Annotated in this window: 21 protein-coding genes; 19 read left to right on the top strand and 2 right to left on the bottom strand. The window is 55.7% G+C overall.

All coding sequences use genetic code 11. The annotated features are described in order from the left end of the window. Positions 1 to 43: 43 nt before the first annotated feature. Both ACLIKD_RS12210 and ACLIKD_RS12205 read right to left on the bottom strand, forming a co-directional pair. Entirely contained in the window at positions 44 to 709 is a 666-nt protein-coding gene (locus tag ACLIKD_RS12210) for an OmpA family protein (RefSeq protein ID WP_226416480.1), read from the bottom strand. A gap of 56 nt (positions 710 to 765) precedes the next feature. Continuing rightward, entirely contained in the window at positions 766 to 2,100 is a 1,335-nt protein-coding gene (locus tag ACLIKD_RS12205) for a TRZ/ATZ family hydrolase (protein WP_428825273.1), read from the bottom strand. A 96-nt stretch (positions 2,101 to 2,196) separates the two neighbouring features. Here ACLIKD_RS12205 and gyrA point away from each other — a divergent pair, with 96 nt between their 5' ends. The 19 genes from gyrA (at position 2,197) to ACLIKD_RS12110 (ending at position 22,129) form a co-directional block, all read left to right on the top strand. Then, positions 2,197 to 4,842, top strand: a complete 2,646-nt coding sequence (gyrA, locus tag ACLIKD_RS12200; RefSeq protein WP_428825272.1) for a DNA gyrase subunit A — start codon at positions 2,197 to 2,199, stop codon at positions 4,840 to 4,842. Beyond that, a complete protein-coding gene (serC, locus tag ACLIKD_RS12195) occupies positions 4,842 to 5,927 on the top strand; it encodes a 3-phosphoserine/phosphohydroxythreonine transaminase (protein WP_428828338.1) in 1,086 nt (361 codons plus the stop codon). The genes gyrA and serC overlap by 1 nt, the downstream gene beginning before the upstream one ends. 6 nt (positions 5,928 to 5,933) lie before the next feature. After that, the gene (gene pheA, locus ACLIKD_RS12190; protein WP_226416476.1) at positions 5,934 to 7,025 is read left to right on the top strand and encodes a prephenate dehydratase; all 1,092 of its coding nucleotides are present in this window, start codon (positions 5,934 to 5,936) and stop codon (positions 7,023 to 7,025) included. A 9-nt stretch (positions 7,026 to 7,034) separates the two neighbouring features. Then, positions 7,035 to 8,123, top strand: a complete 1,089-nt coding sequence (hisC, locus tag ACLIKD_RS12185; protein WP_428825271.1) for a histidinol-phosphate transaminase — start codon at positions 7,035 to 7,037, stop codon at positions 8,121 to 8,123. After that, on the top strand, positions 8,124 to 9,005 hold the full coding sequence (locus tag ACLIKD_RS12180; protein ID WP_226471197.1) for a prephenate dehydrogenase: 882 nt from the start codon (positions 8,124 to 8,126) through the stop codon (positions 9,003 to 9,005). After that, positions 9,005 to 9,841: a DNA ligase gene (locus ACLIKD_RS12175; RefSeq protein WP_428825270.1), complete on the top strand. Its 837-nt coding sequence runs from the start codon at positions 9,005 to 9,007 to the stop codon at positions 9,839 to 9,841. Before ACLIKD_RS12180 ends, ACLIKD_RS12175 begins: the two co-directional genes overlap by 1 nt. Before the next feature lie 23 nt (positions 9,842 to 9,864). After that, a complete protein-coding gene (gene rfbB / locus ACLIKD_RS12170; RefSeq protein WP_428825269.1) occupies positions 9,865 to 10,947 on the top strand; it encodes a dTDP-glucose 4,6-dehydratase in 1,083 nt (360 codons plus the stop codon). After that, positions 10,944 to 11,831 (top strand): glucose-1-phosphate thymidylyltransferase RfbA, encoded by an 888-nt coding sequence (rfbA, locus tag ACLIKD_RS12165; protein ID WP_428825268.1) that lies wholly within the window; start codon positions 10,944 to 10,946, stop codon positions 11,829 to 11,831. Before rfbB ends, rfbA begins: the two co-directional genes overlap by 4 nt. Further along, positions 11,828 to 12,382 carry a dTDP-4-dehydrorhamnose 3,5-epimerase gene (gene rfbC / locus ACLIKD_RS12160; RefSeq protein WP_428825267.1) on the top strand — a complete coding sequence of 185 codons (555 nt, stop codon included), beginning with the start codon at positions 11,828 to 11,830 and terminating at the stop codon, positions 12,380 to 12,382. The genes rfbA and rfbC overlap by 4 nt, the downstream gene beginning before the upstream one ends. 75 nt (positions 12,383 to 12,457) lie before the next feature. Then, positions 12,458 to 14,281, top strand: coding sequence for a glutamine--fructose-6-phosphate transaminase (isomerizing) (gene glmS / locus ACLIKD_RS12155; protein ID WP_428825266.1), 1,824 nt, complete (start codon positions 12,458 to 12,460; stop codon positions 14,279 to 14,281). Between the two features lie 2 nt (positions 14,282 to 14,283). Continuing rightward, positions 14,284 to 16,176 (top strand): hypothetical protein, encoded by a 1,893-nt coding sequence (locus ACLIKD_RS12150; RefSeq protein WP_428825265.1) that lies wholly within the window; start codon positions 14,284 to 14,286, stop codon positions 16,174 to 16,176. Between the two features lie 51 nt (positions 16,177 to 16,227). Next, a complete protein-coding gene (locus tag ACLIKD_RS12145) occupies positions 16,228 to 16,920 on the top strand; it encodes a WbqC family protein (RefSeq protein ID WP_428825264.1) in 693 nt (230 codons plus the stop codon). Between the two features lie 16 nt (positions 16,921 to 16,936). Continuing rightward, complete coding sequence (locus ACLIKD_RS12140) at positions 16,937 to 17,749, top strand: phytanoyl-CoA dioxygenase family protein (protein WP_428825263.1); 813 nt, start codon at positions 16,937 to 16,939, stop codon at positions 17,747 to 17,749. 9 nt (positions 17,750 to 17,758) lie between these two features. Next, positions 17,759 to 18,718, top strand: a complete 960-nt coding sequence (locus ACLIKD_RS12135) for a glycosyltransferase family 2 protein (RefSeq protein ID WP_428825262.1) — start codon at positions 17,759 to 17,761, stop codon at positions 18,716 to 18,718. Then, positions 18,712 to 19,497, top strand: coding sequence for a class I SAM-dependent methyltransferase (locus tag ACLIKD_RS12130; protein WP_428825261.1), 786 nt, complete (start codon positions 18,712 to 18,714; stop codon positions 19,495 to 19,497). Before ACLIKD_RS12135 ends, ACLIKD_RS12130 begins: the two co-directional genes overlap by 7 nt. Continuing rightward, positions 19,494 to 20,132: a methyltransferase gene (locus ACLIKD_RS12125; RefSeq protein WP_428825260.1), complete on the top strand. Its 639-nt coding sequence runs from the start codon at positions 19,494 to 19,496 to the stop codon at positions 20,130 to 20,132. The genes ACLIKD_RS12130 and ACLIKD_RS12125 overlap by 4 nt, the downstream gene beginning before the upstream one ends. Continuing rightward, entirely contained in the window at positions 20,129 to 20,794 is a 666-nt protein-coding gene (locus tag ACLIKD_RS12120; protein WP_428825259.1) for an acetyltransferase, read from the top strand. The genes ACLIKD_RS12125 and ACLIKD_RS12120 overlap by 4 nt, the downstream gene beginning before the upstream one ends. Continuing rightward, positions 20,791 to 21,714: a hypothetical protein gene (locus ACLIKD_RS12115; RefSeq protein ID WP_428825258.1), complete on the top strand. Its 924-nt coding sequence runs from the start codon at positions 20,791 to 20,793 to the stop codon at positions 21,712 to 21,714. Before ACLIKD_RS12120 ends, ACLIKD_RS12115 begins: the two co-directional genes overlap by 4 nt. Further along, positions 21,707 to 22,129, top strand: a complete 423-nt coding sequence (locus tag ACLIKD_RS12110; protein ID WP_428825257.1) for a GtrA family protein — start codon at positions 21,707 to 21,709, stop codon at positions 22,127 to 22,129. Before ACLIKD_RS12115 ends, ACLIKD_RS12110 begins: the two co-directional genes overlap by 8 nt. The last annotated feature ends 68 nt before the right edge of the window (positions 22,130 to 22,197 follow it).

Raw genomic sequence — 22,197 nt, 5'->3', positions numbered from 1 at the left:
AAAGCCCTGCCGAAGCAGGGCTTTTCGTTGAAGCGTCGGCTGATTACTTGGTGCCGATGACTTCGATATCAACGCGACGATCCGGTTGCAGGCAATCGATCAGCGCCTTGGACTTCTTCTCGCCCTTGCACTTGTTGCCGGTGACCGGTTGCTTTTCGCCCTTGCCTTCGGTGTAAACACGGTTGGCTTCGATACCCTTGGCAACCAGGTATTCCTTGACCGCGGCAGCGCGCTTCTCGGACAGCTTCTGGTTGTAGGCGTCGCCACCGATGCGGTCGGTATGGCCGACGGCCAGGATCACTTCGAGCTTGATCGCCTTGGCCTTGGAGACCAGTTCGTCGAGCTTGGCTTTGCCTTCCGGACGCAGCACAGCCTTGTTGAAGTCGAACAGGGCGTCAGCGGCGACGGTGACCTTTTCGCCAACGATGCCGGTCTTCGCCGGAGCGGCGCCGGTTGCAGCGCTGGTCTTCGGTTCGCAGGCTTCCTTCGGCAGCAGGTCCTTGTCGCATTCGCAACCGGCGGCGTCCTTGGCAGCGGCAGCCGGGGTCCAGTAGCCGGTACGCCAGCACAGGCCGAAGCCGCTCTTGGCGACGACATCGCGCTGGTCGATGACATAAACGCGCTCTTGTGCCTGTGCAACAGCAGCACCGAAGCCGATACCGGCCAGCAGTGCCAGAACCAGTGATTTCTTGGCGATATTCTTGATCATTGTTTTCCCTCGTTGAAGAAAATTTGGAAACTTTTAACCCGCGCCAGAGTTTGAAACTACGGCTCCAAGCGGAATTCCAGCCTATTTTGCCATAGGGCAATTGCCGAATCCAAGTCATTTTGCTTGCTGTTCGCTAAACATTTGTGGTCTACGCAACACTTTCCGGCAACCCAGACGTGACTGACCGATTCTCGGCCGGCGACATGCACGAGGTGTGACACCGGGTCGAAGCAGGGCTTGGTTTCCAGGGTGCCCAGGCTCACCGCGCACAGGTCGGCGGCCTTGCCCGGGGTGATCGAGCCAATCTGATGGCCCAGGCCGAGCGCAATGGCGCCATTCAGGGTCGCCATACGCAAGACTTCGCGGGCCGGCAGTGCCGATGCGTCGCCGCTGGTTCCTTTGGCAAGTAGTGATGCTAGACGCATTTCACCGAAGAGATCGAGGCGGTTGTTGCTGGCTGCGCCATCGGTGCCGAGGCCAACGTTGATGCCAAGTTGTCGCATTCGCACCACAGGCGCAAAGCCGCTCGCTAATTTCAGATTGGAGGTCGGGCAGTGGGCGATGTGGCCGCCGGTGGCGGCGATCAGTTCGAGTTCGCTTTTCGTCAGGTGTACACCGTGCACGCCGATAAAGCCCGGGCCAAGCAAGCCCAGGCGATGCAGGCGTTCGATCGGGGTTTGCCGGTGCTGTTGTTGGCTCTCCTCAAGTTCGTGGCGGGTTTCGTGAATGTGGCAATGAATCGGCAGGTTCAGTTGTTCGGAGAGGGTCAGCACCCGTTCGAATGTCGCATCGGAAACGGTGTAAGGCGCATGGGGGGCCAGGCAGAAGCCGATCAGCGGGTTGTCGCGCCAGGTTTCGCGAACAGCCAGGCCTTTGTTGATGTAATCGTCGGCGTCGCTGGCGTAGGGGGTCGGAAACTCCAGCGTGGTGATGCCGAGCATGGCGCGCATGCCGAGTTGCGAGGCGGCTGCTGCCGCGGCCTCGGGATAGAAGTACATGTCGTTGAAACAGGTGATGCCGCCCCTGAGCATTTCGGCGCAGGCGAGCCAGGTGCCGTCGTGGACAAATTGTGCCGACAGGTGCTCGGCTTCGGCCGGCCAGATATGTTTCTGCAGCCATTCCATCAGCGGCAGGTCGTCGGCCAGTCCGCGCATCAGGGTCATCGCGGCGTGGGTGTGCAGATTGACCAGGCCGGGAATCAGGATGTGTTCATCCAGTGTGACGCGCTCTTTTGTCTGGTAGCGCGTACGCGCCTGATTGCTTGGCAAGACATCGAGAATTCTCCCGTCGCGGACGGCCACGGCGTGGTTTTTTAGCACCACGTCGGGGTCGACTGCAGCGATCCAGCGGGCTTCGATCAGAAGGTCGATATCTTCGGGTTTTGATGTCATGAAACGGCGTCTATCCGGTGATGGTGGCGTGTTAAAATAGCAAATTACGCTCAATTCAACCAATCAGGCATCGCGCAAGCGGTGCGAATGTGAGACATGGATCAATTCGCCAAAGAAACACTGCCGATCAGCCTCGAAGACGAGATGCGGCGTTCCTATCTTGATTACGCGATGAGCGTGATCGTCGGCCGGGCCCTGCCCGACGCGCGCGACGGCCTGAAGCCGGTGCATCGCCGCGTATTGTTCGCAATGCACGAGCTGAATAACGACTGGAACAAGGCTTACAAGAAATCGGCCCGTATCGTCGGCGATGTGATCGGTAAGTACCACCCGCACGGCGACTCCGCGGTCTATGAAACGATCGTCCGGATGGCGCAGGATTTCTCGCTGCGCTACATGCTGGTCGATGGTCAGGGCAACTTCGGTTCGGTCGATGGCGACAGCGCGGCGGCGATGCGTTACACCGAAGTGCGCATGGCCAAGATCGGCCACCAGTTGCTCGAAGATCTGGACAAGGAAACGGTCGATTTTGGGCCGAACTACGACGGTTCCGAGCACGAGCCGCTGGTCATGCCGGCGCGCATCCCCAATCTGCTGATCAACGGTTCCTCCGGTATCGCGGTTGGCATGGCGACCAATATTCCGCCGCACAACCTGAACGAGGTGGTCGCCGGCTGTCTGGCCCTGCTCGAAAATCCGGCGATCAGCATCGATGATCTGATCGAGTACATCCCGGCGCCGGACTTCCCGACGGCGGCGTTGATTTACGGCGTCATGGGCGTCCGCGAAGGCTACCGGACCGGCCGCGGCCGCGTCATCATGCGGGCGCGTACGCACTTTGAGGACATGGAAAAGGGCAATGGCCGCCAAGCGCTGATCGTCGACGAGATCCCCTACCAGGTTAACAAGAAATCGCTGATCGAGAAGATCGCCGAGCTGGTCAATGAGAAGAAGATCGAGGGTATCTCCGATATCCGCGATGAGTCCGACAAATCGGGCATGCGCGTCGTCATCGAACTGAAGCGCGGTGAGGTCGGCGAGGTCATCCTCAACAACCTGTACAAGCAGACGCAGTTGCAGGACACCTTCGGCATGAACATGGTGGCGCTGGTCGACGGCCAGCCCCGCCTGCTCAACCTGAAGCAGATGCTCGAATGCTTCCTGTCGCATCGCCGCGAAGTGGTGACGCGGCGTACCGTGTTCGAGTTGCGCAAGGCGCGCGAACGGGGTCACATCCTCGAAGGTCTGGCCGTCGCGTTGTCCAATGTCGATGAAATCATCGCCCTGATCAAGGCGGCGCCGACCCCGGCCGATGCCAAGGTTGGCCTGATGGGCCGTCAGTGGCGCAGTGCCGTGGTCGAGGAGATGCTGGTGCGTGCCTCGTCGGATGCCTCGCGTCCGGATGGCCTGGCCCCGGAATTCGGTCTCTCGGAACAAGGCTATCGCCTCTCCGATGCCCAGGCCCAGGCCATTCTCGAGCTGCGCCTGCAGCGCCTGACCGGACTGGAGCAGGACAAGATCGTCAGCGAGTACAAGGATGTGATGGCCAAGATCCTCGATCTGCTCGACATCCTGGCCAAGCCGGCCCGCATTACCGAAATCATCGTTACCGAACTGACGGCAGTCCGTGAGCAGTTCGGCGACGAGCGCCGCTCCGAGATCGTGTTGCATACGCAGGAATTGGGTATCGAGGACTTCATTACGCCGCAGGACATGGTGGTGACGCTGTCCCATGGTGGCTACGTCAAGGCCCAGCCGCTGGCCGATTACCGCGCCCAGCGCCGGGGCGGTCGCGGCAAGCAGGCGGCGGCGATCAAGGACGAGGATTTCGTCGATCACCTGTTCGTTGCCAACACCCACGATTACATCCTGTGTTTCTCGAACCGTGGCCGCTGTTATTGGCTCAAGGTCTATGAAGCGCCGCAGGGCAGTCGCAACAGCCGCGGCAAGCCGATCGTCAATCTCTTCCCGCTGGAAGAGGGTGAGCGGATCAATGCCGTACTGCCGGTCAAGGAATTCTCCGACGACCAATACGTCTTCATGGCTACCGTCATGGGTACCGTCAAGAAGACACCGCTGTCCGATTACTCCAACCCGCGCAAGGCCGGCATCATCGCCGTGGCGCTGGACGAAGGCGATTACCTGATCGGCGTCGAACTGACCTCCGGCAGCAGCGATATCGTGCTCGTTTCGAATGCCGGCAAGGCTGTCTGGTTCGACGAGGAAGATGTCCGCCCGATGGGCCGTGGCGCCCGTGGGGTACGTGGTATGAAGCTACAGGCCGGGCAGTCGGTGATTTCGCTGCTGGTCGCCGAAAGCGATCAACAGACCGTGTTGGTCGCGACCGAGAACGGTTACGGCAAGCGCACCGTGCTGGCCGATTTCCGCCATTCCGGACGCGGCACCCAGGGCGTGCGCGCCATTGCCGACAGCGAGCGTAACGGCATCGTGGTTGGCGCCAAGCTGGTTAACGACGAAGACGAGATCATGCTGATCACCACCGGTGGCGTGCTGATTCGCACCCGGGTTGCCGAGATTCGCGGCATGGGCCGGGCGACCCAGGGCGTCACGCTGATTTCGCTCGATACCGGCGAAAAGCTGGCAGGTCTGGAAAAGGTTGTCGAATCCGTCGGCGAAGTTGACGGTGAAGTGGAAAACATTGAAGCCAGCGGTGATGCGGCAGGTTCCGACAGCGTCGAGGGAAATGGCGAAGCGGCCGGTGAGGCCGCCGGGGAGGAATGATGAGTCGGGTCTGGAATTTCAGCGCCGGCCCTGCCGCGCTGCCGGAAGAAGTGCTGCGGCAGGCGCAGGCCGAATTGCTCGATTGGCATGGCGCGGGTTGCAGCGTCATGGAAATGAGCCATCGCGGCAAGGAATTCACCGGTATCCTCGAACAGGCCGAAGCCGACCTGCGCGACTTGCTGGGTATTCCCGCCAATTACAAGGTGCTCTTCCTGCAGGGCGGCGCGACGCAGCAGTTCGCCCAGATCCCGATGAACCTGCTGGCCGGGCGTTCGGCCGACTATATCGTGACCGGGTCGTGGTCGAAGAAGGCCCTCAAGGAAGCCCAGCGCATCGGTACGGTGCGCTGTGCGGCGACGACCGAGAGCAGCGGTTTTACCGGTCTGCCGACGGCCGAGGAGATCAAGCTCGATCCCTTCGCCGCCTACCTGCACGTCTGCACCAATGAAACCATCCATGGCGTTGAGATTCCCGCCGAGCGCATCGCCGATACCGGCGTGCCTCTGGTTGCCGACATGTCCTCGCATATCTTGTCGCGGCCGGTCAATGTCGAGAAATTCGGCCTGATCTACGCTGGCGCGCAGAAGAATATCGGCCCGTCCGGTCTGACGCTGGTCGTCATGCGCGAAGAACTGCTCGGCATGGCGCCGTTGACCATCCCGACGGTGATGGACTACGCAGTGATGGCGGAAAACGGCTCGATGCTGAATACGCCGCCGACCTACGGGATCTATATTGCCGGCCTGGTGTTCCAGTGGCTGAAGCGGCAGGGCGGCATGCCGGGCATTGCGGCGGTGAACGCCGAAAAAGCCCGCATCTTGTATGGCTGTATCGACGAGTCCGGCGGTTTCTACCATAACCCGGTCGATCCCGACTGCCGCTCGCGGATGAATGTGCCCTTCACGCTGGCCGATGCCGAACTCGATGCTGCCTTCCTCGCCGAATCGAAGGCGGCCGGGCTGGTTTCGCTGAAGGGCCACAAGTCGGTTGGCGGCATGCGGGCCTCGATCTACAACGCCGTTTCGCTGGAAGGTGTGCAGGTCCTGGTCGATTTCATGAACGATTTCGCCAAACGCAACGGGTAAGTGGCGATGAGTGACGATCTGCAAAAGGCCCTGGCTGGCGTCCGTGCCGAAATCGACGGCATCGATGCCGAACTGCTCCGCCTGCTGAATGCCCGGGCGCGTTGCGCCCAGAAGGTCGGTGAGATCAAGGCGGAACACGGCGAAGCCGGCCATATCTACCGTCCGGAGCGTGAGGCGCAGGTGCTGCGCCGCTTGCAGGAGAGCAATCCCGGCCCGTTGCCCGGGGAAAACATCACTTTCTTCTTCCGCGAGGTGATGTCGGCCTGCCTGTCGCTGGAAGAGCCGCTCGGTATCTCTTTTCTCGGCCCGCTCGGCTCCTTTACCGGCAGTGCGGCGACCAAACATTTCGGGCATGCCGCGCGCCTGTTGCCGCAGTCGTCGATTGACGATGTCTTCCGCGAAGTCGAATCGGGTCACGCCCACTATGCCGTGGTACCGGTGGAGAACTCGACCGAAGGCGCGGTCGGTCGGACTATGGACCTGTTGCTCGGCACGCAATTGAAAATCTGCGGCGAAGTGGTGCTGCGCATTCACCAGAACCTGTTGTCCAACGAAAGCGATCTGGGCAAGATCAGCAAGGTTTATTCGCATGCCCAGTCCCTGGCGCAGTGCCACGAATGGCTGAATCACAACCTGCCGGGCATTCCGCGTATTTCGGTGGCCAGCAACTCGCTGGCCGCGCAGATGGCGGCAGACGAGCCGGGCGTTGCGGCGATCGCCGGCGTAGCGGCAGCCGAGCGCTTCAAGCTGCCCAAGCTGGTCGAGAATATCGAGGACGAGCCGAACAACACGACGCGTTTTCTGGTTCTCGGCAAGCACGATGCCGGTCCGTCCGGCCGGGACAAGACCTCGCTGGTCATGTCGGCGCCGAATCGTACCGGCGCCCTGCACGAGTTGTTGCTGCCCCTGTCGCATGCCGGCGTCTCGATGTCCCGCCTGGAGTCGCGGCCGGCGCGCAACGCCCTGTGGCAATACGTTTTCTACGTCGATATCGAAGGTCACCGCGACGAGCCAGCGATCAAGGCGGCCCTCGACGAATTGGCCGGCCATGCCGCCTATCTGAAAATTCTCGGGTCCTACCCGGCAGCTGTTTACTGAGGAATTGCGATGAGCCCTGTCGAGCAAGCACTGTCCTACGTGCGCGCCATTTCGCCCTATCAACCGGGCAAGCCGATCACCGAACTGGCCCGCGAAATGGGCATTCCGGTCGAGAAGATCGTCAAGCTGGCCTCCAACGAGAATCCGCTGGGCATGAGCCCGAAGGCGAAGAAGGCCGTCGAGGCGGCGATCGGCGGTATCGAGCGCTACCCGGATCAGTTCGACCTGATTCGCGCCGTCGCCGAGCGGACTGGCGTGGCCCAGAATCAAGTGGTCCTCGGCAACGGTTCGAACGACGTGCTCGATCTGATCGCCCGCGTCTTTTTGGCGCCCGGTCGCTCCGCGGTTTTCGCCCAGTATGCCTTCGCGGTGTACCCGCTGGCCACGCTGTCGACTGGTGCAGAGTTGATTTCGACGCCAGCCAAGAATTATGGCCATGATCTGGACGCAATGCGTGCCGCCATCCGGCCGGATACACGCATCATCTGGATTGCCAACCCGAACAATCCAACCGGCACTTTTCTGCCTTATCCCGAACTGCGTGCTTTCCTTGAAGCCGTGCCGTCAGACGTAGTCGTTGTCCTTGACGAGGCCTACAACGAATATCTGCCGCCCGCCGAGCGTGTCGATACCGCCGGCTGGATCATGGATTTTCCGAATCTGGTGGTGCTCCGGACCTTCTCGAAGATTTTTGGCTTGGCCGGGTTGCGCGTTGGTTATGCGCTGGCTTCCGTCGCGGTTGCCGATCTGATGAACCGTATTCGCCAGCCATTCAACGTGAACAACCTGGCTCTCGCAGCGGCTGTCGCAGCTCTCGATGACCACCTGTTCGTTGCCGAAAGCTACGAACTCAACCGGCGCGGCATGGAACAACTGGTGGCCGGCTTGAAGCGTCTTGGCCTCGAACATATCCCGTCACATGGCAACTTCGTTACCTTCAAGATTGCGGATGCGGCGGCGATCAACCAGAAGCTGCTCAAGCAGGGCGTCATCATCCGCCCGATTGGCGGCTATGGCCTGCCTGACTGGCTGCGGGTGACGATTGGTTCGGAGCCGGAGAACGCCCGCTTCCTGGAGGCGCTGGAGAAGGCGCTTTAAATGACTGCCCATTCGCCCGAGTTCGGCAAGGTTGTCGTTTTCGGCACCGGCCTGATTGGCGGTTCTTTCGCGCTGGCCCTCAAGGAAGCCGGTGCGGTGGAAGAGGTGGTCGGCTTCGGGCGGACTCCGGCGACACTTCGGGCCGCCCAGCAACTCGGAGTGATCGACCGGGCCGGGATCAACCCGACGCATGAAATCGAAGAAGCCGACATCGTGCTGGTCGCGACGCCGGTCGCGCAGATGCCGGAGATCTTTTCACGCATCGAACCCTATCTCGGTCCGCACACCATCGTCACCGATGGCGGATCGACCAAGGGCGATGTCGTTGCCGCCGCCCGTGTCGCTTTCGGCAAGCGGATCAATCAGTTTGTCCCGGCCCATCCGATTGCTGGCGCAGAAAACAGCGGCCCAGCGGCGGCGCGCTGGGATCTGTATCAGGGCAAGAAGGTGGTCGTCACCCCGTTGCCTGAAAACAGTGACGACTCACTCGACCGCATCAAGCGCGCCTGGTCGCTATGCGGTGCCGATATTTACGAGCTGACGCCGGAGGCGCACGACCGGGTATTTGCCGCGGTCAGCCATCTGCCGCATCTGCTGTCCTATGCGCTGGTGCACGATCTGGCCGTGCGGGCCGATGCCGACCTGTTCTTCACTTTTGCCGCCTCGGGATTCCGCGACTTCACCCGGATCGCCGCGAGCCATCCGGAAATGTGGCGGGATATCTGTCTCGCCAACCGCGAGGCGTTGCTCGGCGAACTTGATAGCTACCGAGCGCAACTCGACGAACTCCGGCTGGCGCTGGCCCAGAACGACGGCGAACGTTTGGAGGAAGTCTTCGGCATCGCCCGGCAGGCGCGGCGTAACTGGGCCGGTGAGAGCTGATGTCAGGCCTGCTACGCGCCTTGCTGCTCGGTGTGGTGCTGGCGATGCCGGTGATGGCCGTAGCAGAAGCACCGGCTATCCTGCTGGCCGAGGTCTATCGAGACCAGATTGACGTGACCCGCTATCTGGTCAGCGAAAAGCTTGATGGTGTTCGGGCGATCTGGGATGGTGAGCGGTTGCGTTTTCGCAGTGGCCGGGACATCAAGGCGCCGGACTGGTTTATCGCCGGCCTGCCGAAAGGGCCGCTCGACGGCGAACTATGGCTCGGGCGCGGCCGCTTCGAGGCGCTGTCCGGCATTGTTCGGCGCGAGCAGCCAGACGATGCGGAATGGCGCTCTGTGCGTTATATGATTTTCGAATTGCCGGGGGCGCAAGGTTCGTTTCGCGAGCGCGCCGCAGCCATTTCGCAACTGGTCCGCCAGGCTAACGTGCGGTGGCTCCAGGAGATTGAGCAATTCGACGTGGTCGACCGTGCCAGTCTGCAAAAGCGCCTGACGAGTATCGTTCAGGGCGGTGGTGAGGGCTTGATGCTGCATCGCGCCGACGCCGCTTATGAAACCGGGCGCAGCGATACCTTGCTCAAACTCAAGCCATGGAACGATGCCGAGGCTGTAGTCATCGGGCATTTGCCGGGCAAGGGCAAGTACGCTGGAATGCTTGGTGCCTTGCTTGTGCGTAGTGCGGATGGCCGTGAATTTTCGCTCGGGACCGGGTTCACTAACGAGCAGCGACGCAATCCGCCGGCCATCGGTAGCGAAGTGACCTACCGCTATCGCGATCTCACCACCCGTGGTTTGCCTCGGTTTGCCAGCTTTATGCGGCTACGCGGTGAATGACTTATGTATGAAAGAGAGAATTCGTGATCCTCGTCACTGGTGGCGCCGGTTTTATCGGTAGCAACTTCGTACTCGACTGGCTGGCACAGCCCGATGACGCGACCCCTAACCCTGAACCGCTGATTAACTTGGATGCGCTGACCTATGCCGGCAATCTCGAAAATCTTGCCGGCCTGAAGGGCGACGCACGGCATATTTTTGTCCATGGCAGTATCGGTGATGTCGATCTGGTAACGAGACTGCTGGCCGAACACCAGCCACGGGCGGTGATCAATTTTGCCGCCGAATCGCACGTGGATCGCAGTATTCACGGCCCGGAAGATTTTATCCAGACCAATATCGTCGGGACTTTTCATCTGCTCGAAGCGGTTCGTTCTTATTGGCAGGATCTTGATTCCGAGAGAAAAGACCACTTCCGGTTTCTCCATGTCTCGACCGACGAAGTCTACGGCTCGCTGGCAAAGGATGATCCGGCCTTCGCCGAGACCAACCGCTACGAGCCGAACAGTCCCTATTCAGCGAGCAAGGCAGCCAGCGATCATCTGGTGCGGGCCTACCACCACACCTACGGTCTTCCGGTGCTGACCACCAACTGCTCCAACAACTACGGCCCCTACCATTTTCCGGAAAAGCTGATTCCGCTAGTCATCCACAATGCATTGGCCGGCAAGCCGCTGCCAATTTATGGCGATGGTCAGCAAATTCGCGACTGGCTCTATGTTAAAGATCACTGCTCGGCAATTCGCCGCGTTCTCGAAGCAGGGCGAGTCGGGGAAACCTACAACGTCGGGGGCTGGAATGAAAAGCCCAATCTCGATGTTGTCCATACTCTCTGCGCCATTCTCGACGAGCTTCAGCCACGTGCCGATGGACGTCCCTACAAGGATCAGATTACGTACGTTACCGACCGTCTCGGCCATGACCGCCGTTACGCGATCAACGCCAGCAAGATCGAACGGGAACTCGGCTGGAAGCCAGTCGAAACCTTCGAAACAGGAATTCGCAAGACCATCCAATGGTATCTTGAGCATCGAGGTTGGGTCCAAAATGTCACCAGCGGCGCTTACCGTCAATGGATGGACAAGAACTACGGAGTAAACGCATGAGTGCTCGCAAAGGCATTATCCTCGCCGGTGGTTCCGGCACACGGCTCTACCCGGTAACCCTAGCTGTCTCGAAGCAACTGCTCCCCATCCACGACAAGCCGATGATCTACTATCCACTCAGCACGCTCATGCTGGCTGGAATAAGGGATATCTTGATTATCTCTACCCCGCAGGATACCCCGCGTTTTCAACAGCTACTGGGTGATGGCAGTCAATGGGGGCTTAATTTGCAGTATGCCGTTCAACCCAGTCCCGATGGTTTGGCGCAGGCATTCATTATCGGCCGCTCCTTCGTCGGCCACTGCAACAGTGCGCTGATCCTTGGCGACAATATTTTCTACGGCCATGAATTCCCCAGTGATCTCAAGAATGCTGGCGGCCAAGCTAGTGGTGCAACGGTTTTTGCCTATCACGTGCATGACCCGGAGCGTTATGGCGTTGTTGAATTTGATGCGGCTGGTCGAGCGATCAGTCTTGAAGAAAAGCCCAGACAACCCAAATCTAATTATGCGGTTACGGGACTTTATTTCTATGACAACCAGGTCGTTGATATTGCACGGGACCTCAAGCCATCAATGAGGGGGGAGCTTGAAATTACTGACGTCAATCGCACGTATCTGGCAAAGGACGAACTCAGTGTCAAAGTCATGGGCCGCGGCCATGCCTGGCTCGATACCGGCACCCACGAAAGTCTGCTCGATGCCAGCCAGTTCATCTCCACCATCGAAAAACGCCAGGGCTTGAAAGTCGCCTGTCCGGAAGAAATCGCTTTCCGCCAGGCCTATATCGATGCTACGGAACTCGAACGACTTGCCCAGCCCATGCTCAAAAACCCCTATGGTCAATATTTGATCAGCCTTCTCAAGGAGCGGGTGTTCAGATGAAGGTTATTCCAACTAAAATCCCTGACCTTCTTATTTTCGAACCCAAAGTTTTCGGCGACGAGCGGGGCTTTTTCTTCGAAAGCTTTAATCAAAAAATTTTTTTTCAGGCAATTGGCCAGAAGGTCGAGTTCGTTCAAGATAATCATTCAAAAAGCGCCCGAAATGTTCTTCGAGGCCTCCATTATCAGGTGCCACCCAAAGCCCAGGGAAAACTGCTCCGGGTTGTGCAAGGCGAAGTCTTCGATGTTTCGGTCGATCTCAGGAAGAACTCGAAAACCTTTGGTCAATGGAACGGACTCATACTTAGCGCCGAGAATAAAAAACAACTCTGGATACCGCCTGGCTTTGCCCATGGCTTCCTGACGCTGAGTGATGGCGCGGAGTTTCTCTATAAAACCACCGATTACTATTCGCCTGAACACGAACGCTGTATCGCGTGGAATGATCCGGAAATAGGCATCGTATGGCCGTTATGTGGCGAGAAGCCGGTCTTGTCAGGCAAGGATAATATTGGCATGAATCTGAAAGCTGCAGAAAGAATATTGGAATAATTGCCGTCGTTCGTTGCGCTGGTCGAGGAAGGGTGGGGGCGCTATAATGGTCGGCTTTCTTGGTAGGTTTTCGCTATGTGCGGCATCGTCGCGGCAGCAGCCGGCAGCAACATCGTTCCCGTTCTGGTCGAAGGCCTGAAGAAGCTTGAATACCGGGGCTATGACTCGGCCGGGCTGGCCGTCATCCAGGGGGATCATATCGAACGCGTCCGCTCGGTCGGTCGGGTCGCCGAACTCGAAGCCGCCTCGGCCAGCACCAGTGCCGTCACCGGCATCGCCCACACGCGCTGGGCGACGCACGGCGTGCCGTGCGAGCGCAATGCCCACCCGCATATTTCCAATTCGATCGCCGTCGTCCATAACGGCATCATCGAAAACTACGAAAGCCTGCGTCGCGAACTGGTCGCCCAGGGTTATGTCTTCACCTCCGATACCGACACCGAAAGCATCGCCCACCTGATCGATGCCACGCTGAAAAGCGAGCCCGACCTGTTCGCCGCGGTGCGGATCGCCTGCCGCCGTCTGGTCGGCGCCTATGCCATCGCGGTCATCGACCACCGGCAGTCCGGCAAGGTCGTCGTCGCCCGCGAAGGTTCGCCGCTCCTGCTTGGCGTTTCCGAGGCCGGCAACTACGCCGCTTCCGACGCGTCCGCCCTGCTTCAGGTCACCCGCAACATGGTCTATCTGGAAAACGGCGACATTGCCGAGTTGACCGCAGCGTCGGTCAAGATCACCCGTCTCGACGGCACGCCGGTCGACCGTCCGGTGCATGTCTCGCAGCTCTCCGCCGCCGCGGTCGAACTCGGCAATTACCAGCATTACATGCAGAAGGAAATCTTCGAGCAACCGGAAGCGCTGGCCAATACGCTGGAAATCGTCGGCGGCAGCAAGACCATCCAACCCGGCATTTTCGGGGCCGAAGCCGCCACGACGCTCGACGATGTCGACTCGATCCTGATTCTCGCCTGCGGCACCAGCAGCCACTCCGGCTACACCGCCCGCTACTGGCTCGAAGCGATTGCCGGCGTGCCGTGCACTGTCGAGATCGCCAGCGAATACCGCTACCGCACCTCGGTACCGAATCCCCGCCAGCTGATCGTCGCCATTTCCCAGTCCGGCGAAACCGCCGACACGCTGGCCGCCTTGCGCCACGCCAAGTCGCTTGGCCAGGGCAAGACGCTGGCCATCTGCAACGTGCCGGAATCGGCCATCGTCCGCGAATGCGCCCTGCGCTTCATCACCCGGGCCGGCCCGGAAATCGGTGTCGCCTCGACCAAGGCCTTCACCACCCAGCTCGCCGCGCTGTTCGTGCTGACGCTGGTCATGGCCAAGGTCAAACAGCGCCTGAGCGCCGAGCAGGAAAGCGCCTATATCGACCAGTTGCGCCACCTGCCGGTCGCGGTGAACAAGGTGCTCGAACTGGAAAGCGAGATCAAGGTCTGGGCCCAGCGCTTTGCCGACAAGCATCACGCCCTCTTCCTCGGCCGTGGCCGGCACTTCCCGATCGCCATGGAAGGCGCCCTGAAGCTCAAGGAAATCTCCTACATCCACGCCGAAGCCTATCCGGCCGGTGAGCTCAAGCATGGCCCGCTAGCGCTGGTCGATGCCAACATGCCGGTGATTTCCGTCGCCCCGAACGACCAGTTGCTCGACAAACTGAAATCCAACCTGCGGGAAGTCCAGGCCCGCGGCGGCGAACTCTACGTCTTCGCCGATGCCGATTCGGAAATCGCCGAGTCGGAGGGCGTCCATATCCTCCGCCTGCCGGAACATTACGGCGAACTGTCGCCGATTCTGCACGTCATCCCGCTGCAACTGCTGTCCTATCACGCCGCCCTGGTCAAGGGTACGGACGTGGACAAGCCGCGCAATCTGGCCAAGAGCGTCACCGTCGAATAATGATGAAAATATTTTCGTCGAAAATGTCTTGGAGAGAGCGGCTTAATCCCGTTTTACCATCCGAGAACCAGAAATGGAATTCAATAGAAACAACGATACTGGTTTTCTCCGCAATTTGCACAATTTGTATTGTTGGATGGGTGCTATGGTGCGTTCGGTTTGGGATCGATTTCGCTGATGAAGGATTCTATCTCAATTGGATATCGAACCCATTCAAATACTCTGCCTCCGTAACGCAATTTGGTTATATCTACCACCCTATTTTTAGACTTGTTAATGGAGATATTGCGCTACTCCGGCAGTTCAATACTTTAGTTACATTTCTTTTGGGCTGGGTCTTATCGGTTTTGTATCTAAGGGTTGTTTTTGGCCAAAGTGGCATCAAGCTTGTTTCGCAAATGGTTATTTCTGCAGCAATAGCTACAGTATCGTTAGTGTTTCTGAGGTTATGGTTGCCTACGCCAAGTTATAACTGGCTTGCCTTCCAGGCACTAATGATTTCCATGATTGGTCTGTTGCTGGCAAGAGCTAATTTCACACTTGGTAGTGTTTTTGGTTGGCTACTTATTGGCGTGGGTGGTTGGTTTGCATTTATGGCAAAGCCAAGTACTGCGGCTGCGCTTGCACTGATATCTTTATTTTATATTATTGGTTCCGGGAAGATAAATCTATATTTAATTGGACTATCTTCAGCTATGGCTGCGGGGCTGACTTTGGTTTTTGCGCTACTTGTGGATAATTCTGTATTTATATTTTATAGCCGACTAACAGAAGGATTGAGGTACGCACAGTTATTATCCCCGGATTATGATGCTAAGACAATATTTCGGGTTGGTTCGTTTTATTTTGGAGAAAATGAATGGCATTACTTTATTTACGGAATTGTTGTAATTGCCGCCCTTCATTATATTTCAAGGTTGCGGACTAGTATTCCCCTCTTCATTTTAGTTGCTTTGCTGTTCGGGATTACATCGTTGATCTTGTCAGTTGTTTTTGGTATTACCCTAACAGTTTTTCAAGATAGTCAGTGGGTTAACTTGGTTATTTTGGCAGTTCCCGTTTTTTTTGTATTCATCGGTTTTTTGGGAGGACGGCTTGGAGTAAAGGACGCTAATCACACCCGGTCTCAATGGTCAAATTTTCTCGTTTTATTGGCCCTGCCTTATGCGTTTGCATTTGGCACAGGAAACAACTACTGGTCTCTCGCTGGTTTAGTTGCGATATTTTGGATTCTTGCCGGCTTAAGTTTTTTAGGGAAAGAGTGTGTTGTGGGGCGAGCACTTCCACTTTTGTCCTTTGCTGTCGCAGTACAGTTCTACAGCGTTTCAATTGTTCTTCTCGGCGTACGAGGACCCTATTATCAGCCGAACCCGATCCCTCAATCCGATTACAGAATCGATATTGGCGGGCATGGAACGACGTTAATGATCCCCGCAACCTTTGGGCGCTACATTTCTGATGCAAGCAAAGCGGCAAGGGAGGCTGGATTTGTCCATGGGACCCCAATGATTGATCTTACCGGTCACTCTCCAGGGGTTTTGTACGCGCTTGGGGCCTCAAGTCCGGGATGGCCTTGGATCTACGGTAATTTTGCTAACTCGAAAAAATCTGAAAACTTCGCAATCGAAGTGATGAAGAGACTTGAGTGTGAGGAAAGCGCTAGTGCGTGGCTGTTGCTTGAACCATCTGGTCCGGTCAAAATTTCGCCAGAAATTCTTGAGACGATTGGTGCAGATGCATCTAGTGACTTTGAAACTGTAGGCGATTTTTTGACTGCCCCATATGTCGGTGGCTTTGCTGAGGTGCAGATTCAGCAACTTCTGAAGCCGAAACGACCGTATGCAGAGGCATTTGCAGCCTGCAATGCTGCAAAGGAAGTCAGTAATGGTAGCTAGTGTAGGTTTTTGTAAAGCAATGGTTGCTTGTACGGTTTGATTTACTAATTTATGAAAAAAATAGCCATTCTCCAGTCCAACTACATCCCATGGAAGGGATATTTCGACATGATCGCCGCGGTGGATGAGTTTATTCTCTACGACGATATGCAATACACCCGGCGCGATTGGCGGAATCGCAACCAGATCAAGACGCCTCAAGGGGTGCAGTGGCTGACGATTCCGGTCAAAGTAAAGGGCAAGTATCACCAGACCATTCGCGAAACGGAGATTGGAGGTACTCAATGGGCAAGGGACCACTGGAAAACCCTTTCTCAGAATTACCGTCGTGCAGCATACTTCGACGAGATTGCGACCTGGCTCGAGCCGCTATATCTGACAGAGCCACCCGGGCATCTGTCCCAGCTCAATCGTCGCTTCATTGAAGCAATATGTGCTTATCTGGGTATCAAGACGGCCATCAGCAATTCTTGGGATTACCCGTTGTCAGAGGGTAAGTCGGAGCGGCTGGCTGATCTATGTGCTTCGGCCGGGGGAAACGAATACATTTCCGGCCCTGCCGCCAGGGATTACATCGACGAAGACGTCTTCGTTGAGCGTGGCATTCAGCTGACTTGGTTCGATTATGCTGGTTATCCAGAGTATATGCAGCCTTGGGGGGAATTTACCCATGGGGTTACTATTCTAGATTTGCTGTTAAACTGCGGTAAGAATGCATCGCAATATATGAAATTTATTAAGTAAAAAGGAGGGCTGGAACGTGAAAGAAAATTTCTATGGAGCATTTCAGCAAACTGTTGTTGATAATGAAATTGCCCGCCATGTTGAAGATATATCTATCAAAGGTTTTACTATCATACGCAATCTGTTTTCGCTGGAGGAACTGTTCGTTTGGAGGAGAAAGATTGATGATGCTTATGAAAAACAAGAGCGGGAATATGGCCGAGATGCCTTAGCAGAAATCCAAGAATTGGATGTGTGCCGCGCGCTTCCTCTCTATGATTTTGATTTCATTAATTTGGCAGCCCATCCCAGAGTTTTATCAGTTGTATCGAAAATACTTGGGGAGTGGTTTATTCTAAATCTTCAAAATGCCATCATTAACCGGCCGGGCACGGATCATCATCAAAGTTCTTGGCACCGTGATCTACCCTACCAAAATTACGTCATCACCCGTCCCTTGGCTATAAATGCCTTATTCGCTATCGACGAGTTCTCTCCAGAAACAGGAGGTACTCATGTGGTCCCCTTTACACATAAAACTGAAGTTTTGCCTTCGGATGCCTACATCGAGGGCAACCGTATTGTCGCGAGCGCTCCAGCCGGATCAGCTATTGTTTTCGACTCCATGTTGTTTCATCGAGCGGGATCAAATCGCTCAAAAATTATCCGACGTGCCGTGAACCATCTTTACACAACGCCAATCCTGAAGCAGCAATATGATTTTCCGCGTTCGCTGGGCAATCGCCCGATGGATCCTGTGATTGCACGCTTGCTCGGATATACCTCGCAAGTGCCGATGGACGACAAGGTCTGGCGTCAGGCTCGTGCCGAAAAATTGCGGACTACCTGAGGATAGTCAGTGAACAGTTTTTCCGAAGAAAATACTCAACCAAGTATTAGTGTGGTCGTCCCCGTATACGGCTGCGCTGGGTGCCTTGAGCAACTCTGCGACAGGCTCATACAAAGCTTACAGGATATTACCAACCGCTTTGAGATTCTTCTCGTCGACGACAGAAGCCCGGACGATTCGTTGGGAGTGATTCGTGCAATTCAACTTCGACATTCTGAAGTTGAATGTATCCGCCTTAGCCGAAATTTCGGACAACACATTGCGATATCAGCAGGCTTATCCGTAGCTAGGGGTGACTATTCTGTGGTGATGGATTGTGACCTCCAAGATCCCCCTGAAATAATACCTGAGCTTTTTGCCAAGATAAAAGAGGGGTACGATTTGGTGATGGCCAGAAGAGCTGAACGGTCACATTCACATTTTCGTATTTTTGCGGCTAAGGCTTATTTCTGGTTGCTGAGTAAACTAAATGAGGAAGATATAGATGGCAGCTATGGCTCCTTCTGCATGCTTTCGCGCAAGGTAGTTAATAGCTTTCTTGAGTTCAATGAACGGGAGCGACACTTTTTATTTATCTTGCGATGGCTAGGTTTCAAAATGGGTAGCATCGAATATGCCCATCAGGAGCGTACGATCGGCAATAGTTCTTACTCATTGAAGCGGCTGTTGAGACATGCTATTGATGGCATTTTCTTTCAGTCGACCGTTTTTCTTCGCTGGATTGTAAGCCTTGGATTGTTGTTTTCGATACTTGGAATAATCCTTGCGCTGTATTTTGTTTTTCAGTATTTTGCTTACGGTTCGGTGGTCGGGTGGACAAGCTTGATCGTCATATTGCTCGTTTGTACGGGGGTCATACTATCAAGTATGGGCGTGATAGGTCTCTATGTAGGTAAAATATTTGACCAGACCAAAGGGCGCCCTTTGTATGTTATTGATACCATCGTCAAGGGGCGCGCAACATGGTAGTTCTACCCCCGGGAACTCAGCTTCAGTTGATGTATTTGCGGGAGCGCCTTCGCCGTATCCAGCCCGGGCGGTTTGTTGAGATTGGGCCAGGCAGAGGGGAGATTACTGCACTGCTTCTTGAACTTGGTTGGTCGGGACGTTCCTATGATCTCGACGCAAAGACGATTTGTGCTTTGGCAAGTCGCTTCGCTAAAGAGATGGCTGCTAAGCGGTTTGTTCCTGTCAATGGGGATTTCCTTTCATCTGAGGTGGCAGAACAGGTTGATTTGGTGATTTCGTGCATGGTCATGGAGCACTTGGATGATAATAAGCAAGCTGTGTTCATGGTCAAGGCAGCTGAATTCTTAAAACTTGAGGGAGTTTTGTTTTCTCTGGTTCCCGCGTCACCGGGGCATTGGGGCATCGAGGATGACATTGCCGGACATTGTCGGCGATACACGAGAGCGGGAGTGGAGCAACTTGTCGCCGATTCCGGTTGGAAGCTCTTGCATGTCGTCGGTTTGACTTTTCCCTTATCCAATTTTTTGTTGCCGGTTTCAAATTTCCTGGTTAACAGGAGTGAGGGACAGAAGTTGTCGTTATCGCCTCTGGAGCGAACTAAACAATCAGGGCGGCGTTCAGTGAAATACAAGACGTATTTTCCATCGATGCTTGGGCTCTTTCTGAATAAATATACACTTTCCCCCTTCCATTGTGTCCAAAAGTGGTGTGCCAGATCAGAACGTGCATTGGTGCTTTTTTTTGAAGCTCAACCTTTGCCGCGTGGAAGCAAACAATGAACGGAGGTATTGATGAATCTGTCATTTCTGAGGTGGCTGCCTACTACTCCGAGAAACTTGCTCAGCATGGCGAGACACCACGTGGTGTCGACTGGAACGGGGAAGAGAGCCAGGAACTTCGCTTCGAACAACTGTGCAAGATCATTGATGGCCGACGTCAGTTTTCACTCAACGATCTTGGCTGCGGCTATGGGGCCCTTCATGATTTTCTCGTCAGCAGCTTTTCTGGGTTTTCCTATTCGGGAATCGACGTATCCGAAAGCATGATCCGGTCCGCCGAGCAGCGTCATCGGGGAAGGCCACAAGCTCGGTTTGTGCTCGCCAGTTCGCCGGATGGCGTCGCTGATTACGGAGTTGCCAGCGGCATATTTAATGTTCGGTTGGGCCGGTCGGATGCTGAATGGTGGGCGTATCTCGAAGCCACGCTCGATATCCTTGAGCGTACCAGCCGACTCGGTTTTTCCTTTAATTGTCTTACTTCCTATTCGGATCTGGACAAGATGCGCGACTACCTCTACTACGCGGACCCTTGCGTGCTGTTCGATCTGTGCAAGCGACGCTACTCGCGCAACGTAGCCTTGCTGCATGATTACGGGCTTTACGAGTTCACAATTCTGGTGAGGAAGGTGCCATGACGAGGCGTCTAGTGATTTTCGGCTCGGGCGATATCGCGCAACTGGCCCACTACTATTTCAGCACGGATTCCACCTACGAAGTGGTTGCTTTCACGGTCGACGCCGCTTACATGGCTGAAACCGTTTTTTGCGGTCTCCCGGTGGTTTCGTTCGAAGAGGTGGCCCAGAAGTACAGCCCGGAGGAATACGATTTTTTTGTTGCGCTCAGCTACTCCAAGCTTAATGCGGTACGTAAGGAAAAATATCTGGCGGCCAAGGCACTGGGCTACCGCTTGACTAGTTTCATCAGTTCTCGAGCCACTGTGCTTAACGAGGGGCGGATCGGTGAGAACTGTTTCATCTTCGAAGACAACACGATCCAGCCATTCGTCACCATCGGCAACGATGTCACCTTGTGGAGCGGGAATCACATTGGCCATCATTCCACCATCAAGGATCACTGCTTCATCGCTTCGCATGTCGTGGTTTCAGGTGGGGTCGAGATTGGCGAGCAATGCTTCATTGGGGTGAATGCCACGTTGCGTGACCACATCAAGATCGGCGATAAATGCGTGATTGGGGCTGGTGCCTTGCTTCTCGCTGATGCCGAAGATGAAGGCGTCTATATCGGCACGGCCACCGGGCGCGCGAATGTGCCTAGCACGAAATTGAGAAGGATATGAAAGCGAATTGGAAAAAGCTTGGGCTACTGTATTGTCCTTCGAGCGATGGCCGTCATCCCAAACTCTTATCCCACGCCGCCAACCCGTTACCGGTTCAGCTTGAGGGAGATGTCTATCGGGTTTTCTATAGCGGCAGGGATATAGATAACCGATCCTCTGTCGGTGCTGTTGATATTGACATTGTCAGACGTGAAGTAATCTGCGAACACAAAAAGCCGTTATTCCAGCATGGACCCGAAGGCAGTTTCTATGCGGATGGCGTCAGTATTGGCAACTGTTATGTGGTGGACGGTGTGCAATACATGCTTTTCATGGGTTGGCAGAGTCCCGATGGCGGTCATTGGCGGGGGGATATCGGCAGACTAATTGTCAAGCCGGACCTCACGCTGGAATTGGATGTTGATGCTCCTTTCATGGGGACCGATGTTCTTGATCCGATCAGCCTCTCGTATCCGTGGGTGCTGGAAAATCCGGAGGGTGGCTATCACATGTGGTACGGCTCAACTGCGACATGGGATGCAGGCAATGGAGAAATGTTGCATGTGATCAATTATGCAACGTCTCCGGATGGACATTCTTGGCGTCGTGAGGGATTGGCGGTTCCGTACGAACTCGGCAGAGCACAGGCATTTTCAAGACCAACTATCGCGAGTGATGGCCAAGGTGGTTACGAAATGTGGTTTTCGTATCGCAGTGGCAATGGGGAAACATACCGCATCGGACATGCAGTTAGCCGAGATGACCGAAATTGGGGGCTTTCGCTTGAGGGAGCGGGCATTGATGTCTCCGCCGATGGCTGGGATTCGGAAATGATCGAATACCCATTTGTTTTCGATCACGCTGGTCAGAGATATATGCTTTACAACGGCAACGGGTTTGGAAAGACAGGATTTGGTTTGGCAGTGTTGACTGATGGTTGATGAGGTTCTAATTATCAAGACCCGGGGTGCGGTCGCGCAGCTATTTCGCTATGCGCTTGTTGGGTTGTTGAGCAATGTGGCAGGCTATCTGGCTTACTTGATGTTAACTTATCAGGGTGGCACACCCAAACTTACCATGACCCTGCTATATGGCGTTGGTGCGGCGGTGGGTTTTTTCGGGAACAGAAGCCTCGCGTTTGAACATCAAGGAAGCGTCTTGGGGGCCGGAATTCGATATGTCATTGCGCACGGCATTGGCTATTTGCTGAACCTCAGCATCCTCATTGTATTTGTTGATAAATTGGGTTATGCGCATCAGTGGGTTCAGGGGATTGCAATTTTCATAGTGGCCGCTTTCCTGTTTCTGGCATTCAAGGTTTTCGTGTTCCCCGTGAGTCGTGAGGGCGCACGATGAAGCGTTGCCTCTCTTGTCAACACAACTTCTCCTCCTCGGCGACTGATTGCCCGGCTTGCGGGTTTTCG

The organism is Azonexus sp. IMCC34842, assembly GCF_050368855.1.
GTDB lineage: Bacteria > Pseudomonadota > Gammaproteobacteria > Burkholderiales > Rhodocyclaceae > Azonexus > Azonexus denitrificans_A.
This window is presented reverse-complemented; position numbering and strand designations above follow the sequence as displayed.

What these genes read in the sequence shown, in the direction of transcription:
- ACLIKD_RS12210 (WP_226416480.1), bottom strand. Translation starts at nt 709, where the DNA reads ATGATCAAGAATATCGCCAAGAAATCACTGGTTCTGGCACTGCTGGCC.
- ACLIKD_RS12205 (WP_428825273.1), bottom strand. Translation starts at nt 2,100, where the DNA reads ATGACATCAAAACCCGAAGATATCGACCTTCTGATCGAAGCCCGCTGG.
- gyrA (WP_428825272.1), top strand. Translation starts at nt 2,197, where the DNA reads ATGGATCAATTCGCCAAAGAAACACTGCCGATCAGCCTCGAAGACGAG.
- serC (WP_428828338.1), top strand. Translation starts at nt 4,842, where the DNA reads ATGAGTCGGGTCTGGAATTTCAGCGCCGGCCCTGCCGCGCTGCCGGAA.
- pheA (WP_226416476.1), top strand. Translation starts at nt 5,934, where the DNA reads ATGAGTGACGATCTGCAAAAGGCCCTGGCTGGCGTCCGTGCCGAAATC.
- hisC (WP_428825271.1), top strand. Translation starts at nt 7,035, where the DNA reads ATGAGCCCTGTCGAGCAAGCACTGTCCTACGTGCGCGCCATTTCGCCC.
- ACLIKD_RS12180 (WP_226471197.1), top strand. Translation starts at nt 8,124, where the DNA reads ATGACTGCCCATTCGCCCGAGTTCGGCAAGGTTGTCGTTTTCGGCACC.
- ACLIKD_RS12175 (WP_428825270.1), top strand. Translation starts at nt 9,005, where the DNA reads ATGTCAGGCCTGCTACGCGCCTTGCTGCTCGGTGTGGTGCTGGCGATG.
- rfbA (WP_428825268.1), top strand. Translation starts at nt 10,944, where the DNA reads ATGAGTGCTCGCAAAGGCATTATCCTCGCCGGTGGTTCCGGCACACGG.
- rfbC (WP_428825267.1), top strand. Translation starts at nt 11,828, where the DNA reads ATGAAGGTTATTCCAACTAAAATCCCTGACCTTCTTATTTTCGAACCC.
- glmS (WP_428825266.1), top strand. Translation starts at nt 12,458, where the DNA reads ATGTGCGGCATCGTCGCGGCAGCAGCCGGCAGCAACATCGTTCCCGTT.
- ACLIKD_RS12150 (WP_428825265.1), top strand. Translation starts at nt 14,284, where the DNA reads ATGAAAATATTTTCGTCGAAAATGTCTTGGAGAGAGCGGCTTAATCCC.
- ACLIKD_RS12145 (WP_428825264.1), top strand. Translation starts at nt 16,228, where the DNA reads ATGAAAAAAATAGCCATTCTCCAGTCCAACTACATCCCATGGAAGGGA.
- ACLIKD_RS12130 (WP_428825261.1), top strand. Translation starts at nt 18,712, where the DNA reads ATGGTAGTTCTACCCCCGGGAACTCAGCTTCAGTTGATGTATTTGCGG.
- ACLIKD_RS12125 (WP_428825260.1), top strand. Translation starts at nt 19,494, where the DNA reads ATGAACGGAGGTATTGATGAATCTGTCATTTCTGAGGTGGCTGCCTAC.
- ACLIKD_RS12120 (WP_428825259.1), top strand. Translation starts at nt 20,129, where the DNA reads ATGACGAGGCGTCTAGTGATTTTCGGCTCGGGCGATATCGCGCAACTG.
- ACLIKD_RS12115 (WP_428825258.1), top strand. Translation starts at nt 20,791, where the DNA reads ATGAAAGCGAATTGGAAAAAGCTTGGGCTACTGTATTGTCCTTCGAGC.
- ACLIKD_RS12110 (WP_428825257.1), top strand. Translation starts at nt 21,707, where the DNA reads ATGGTTGATGAGGTTCTAATTATCAAGACCCGGGGTGCGGTCGCGCAG.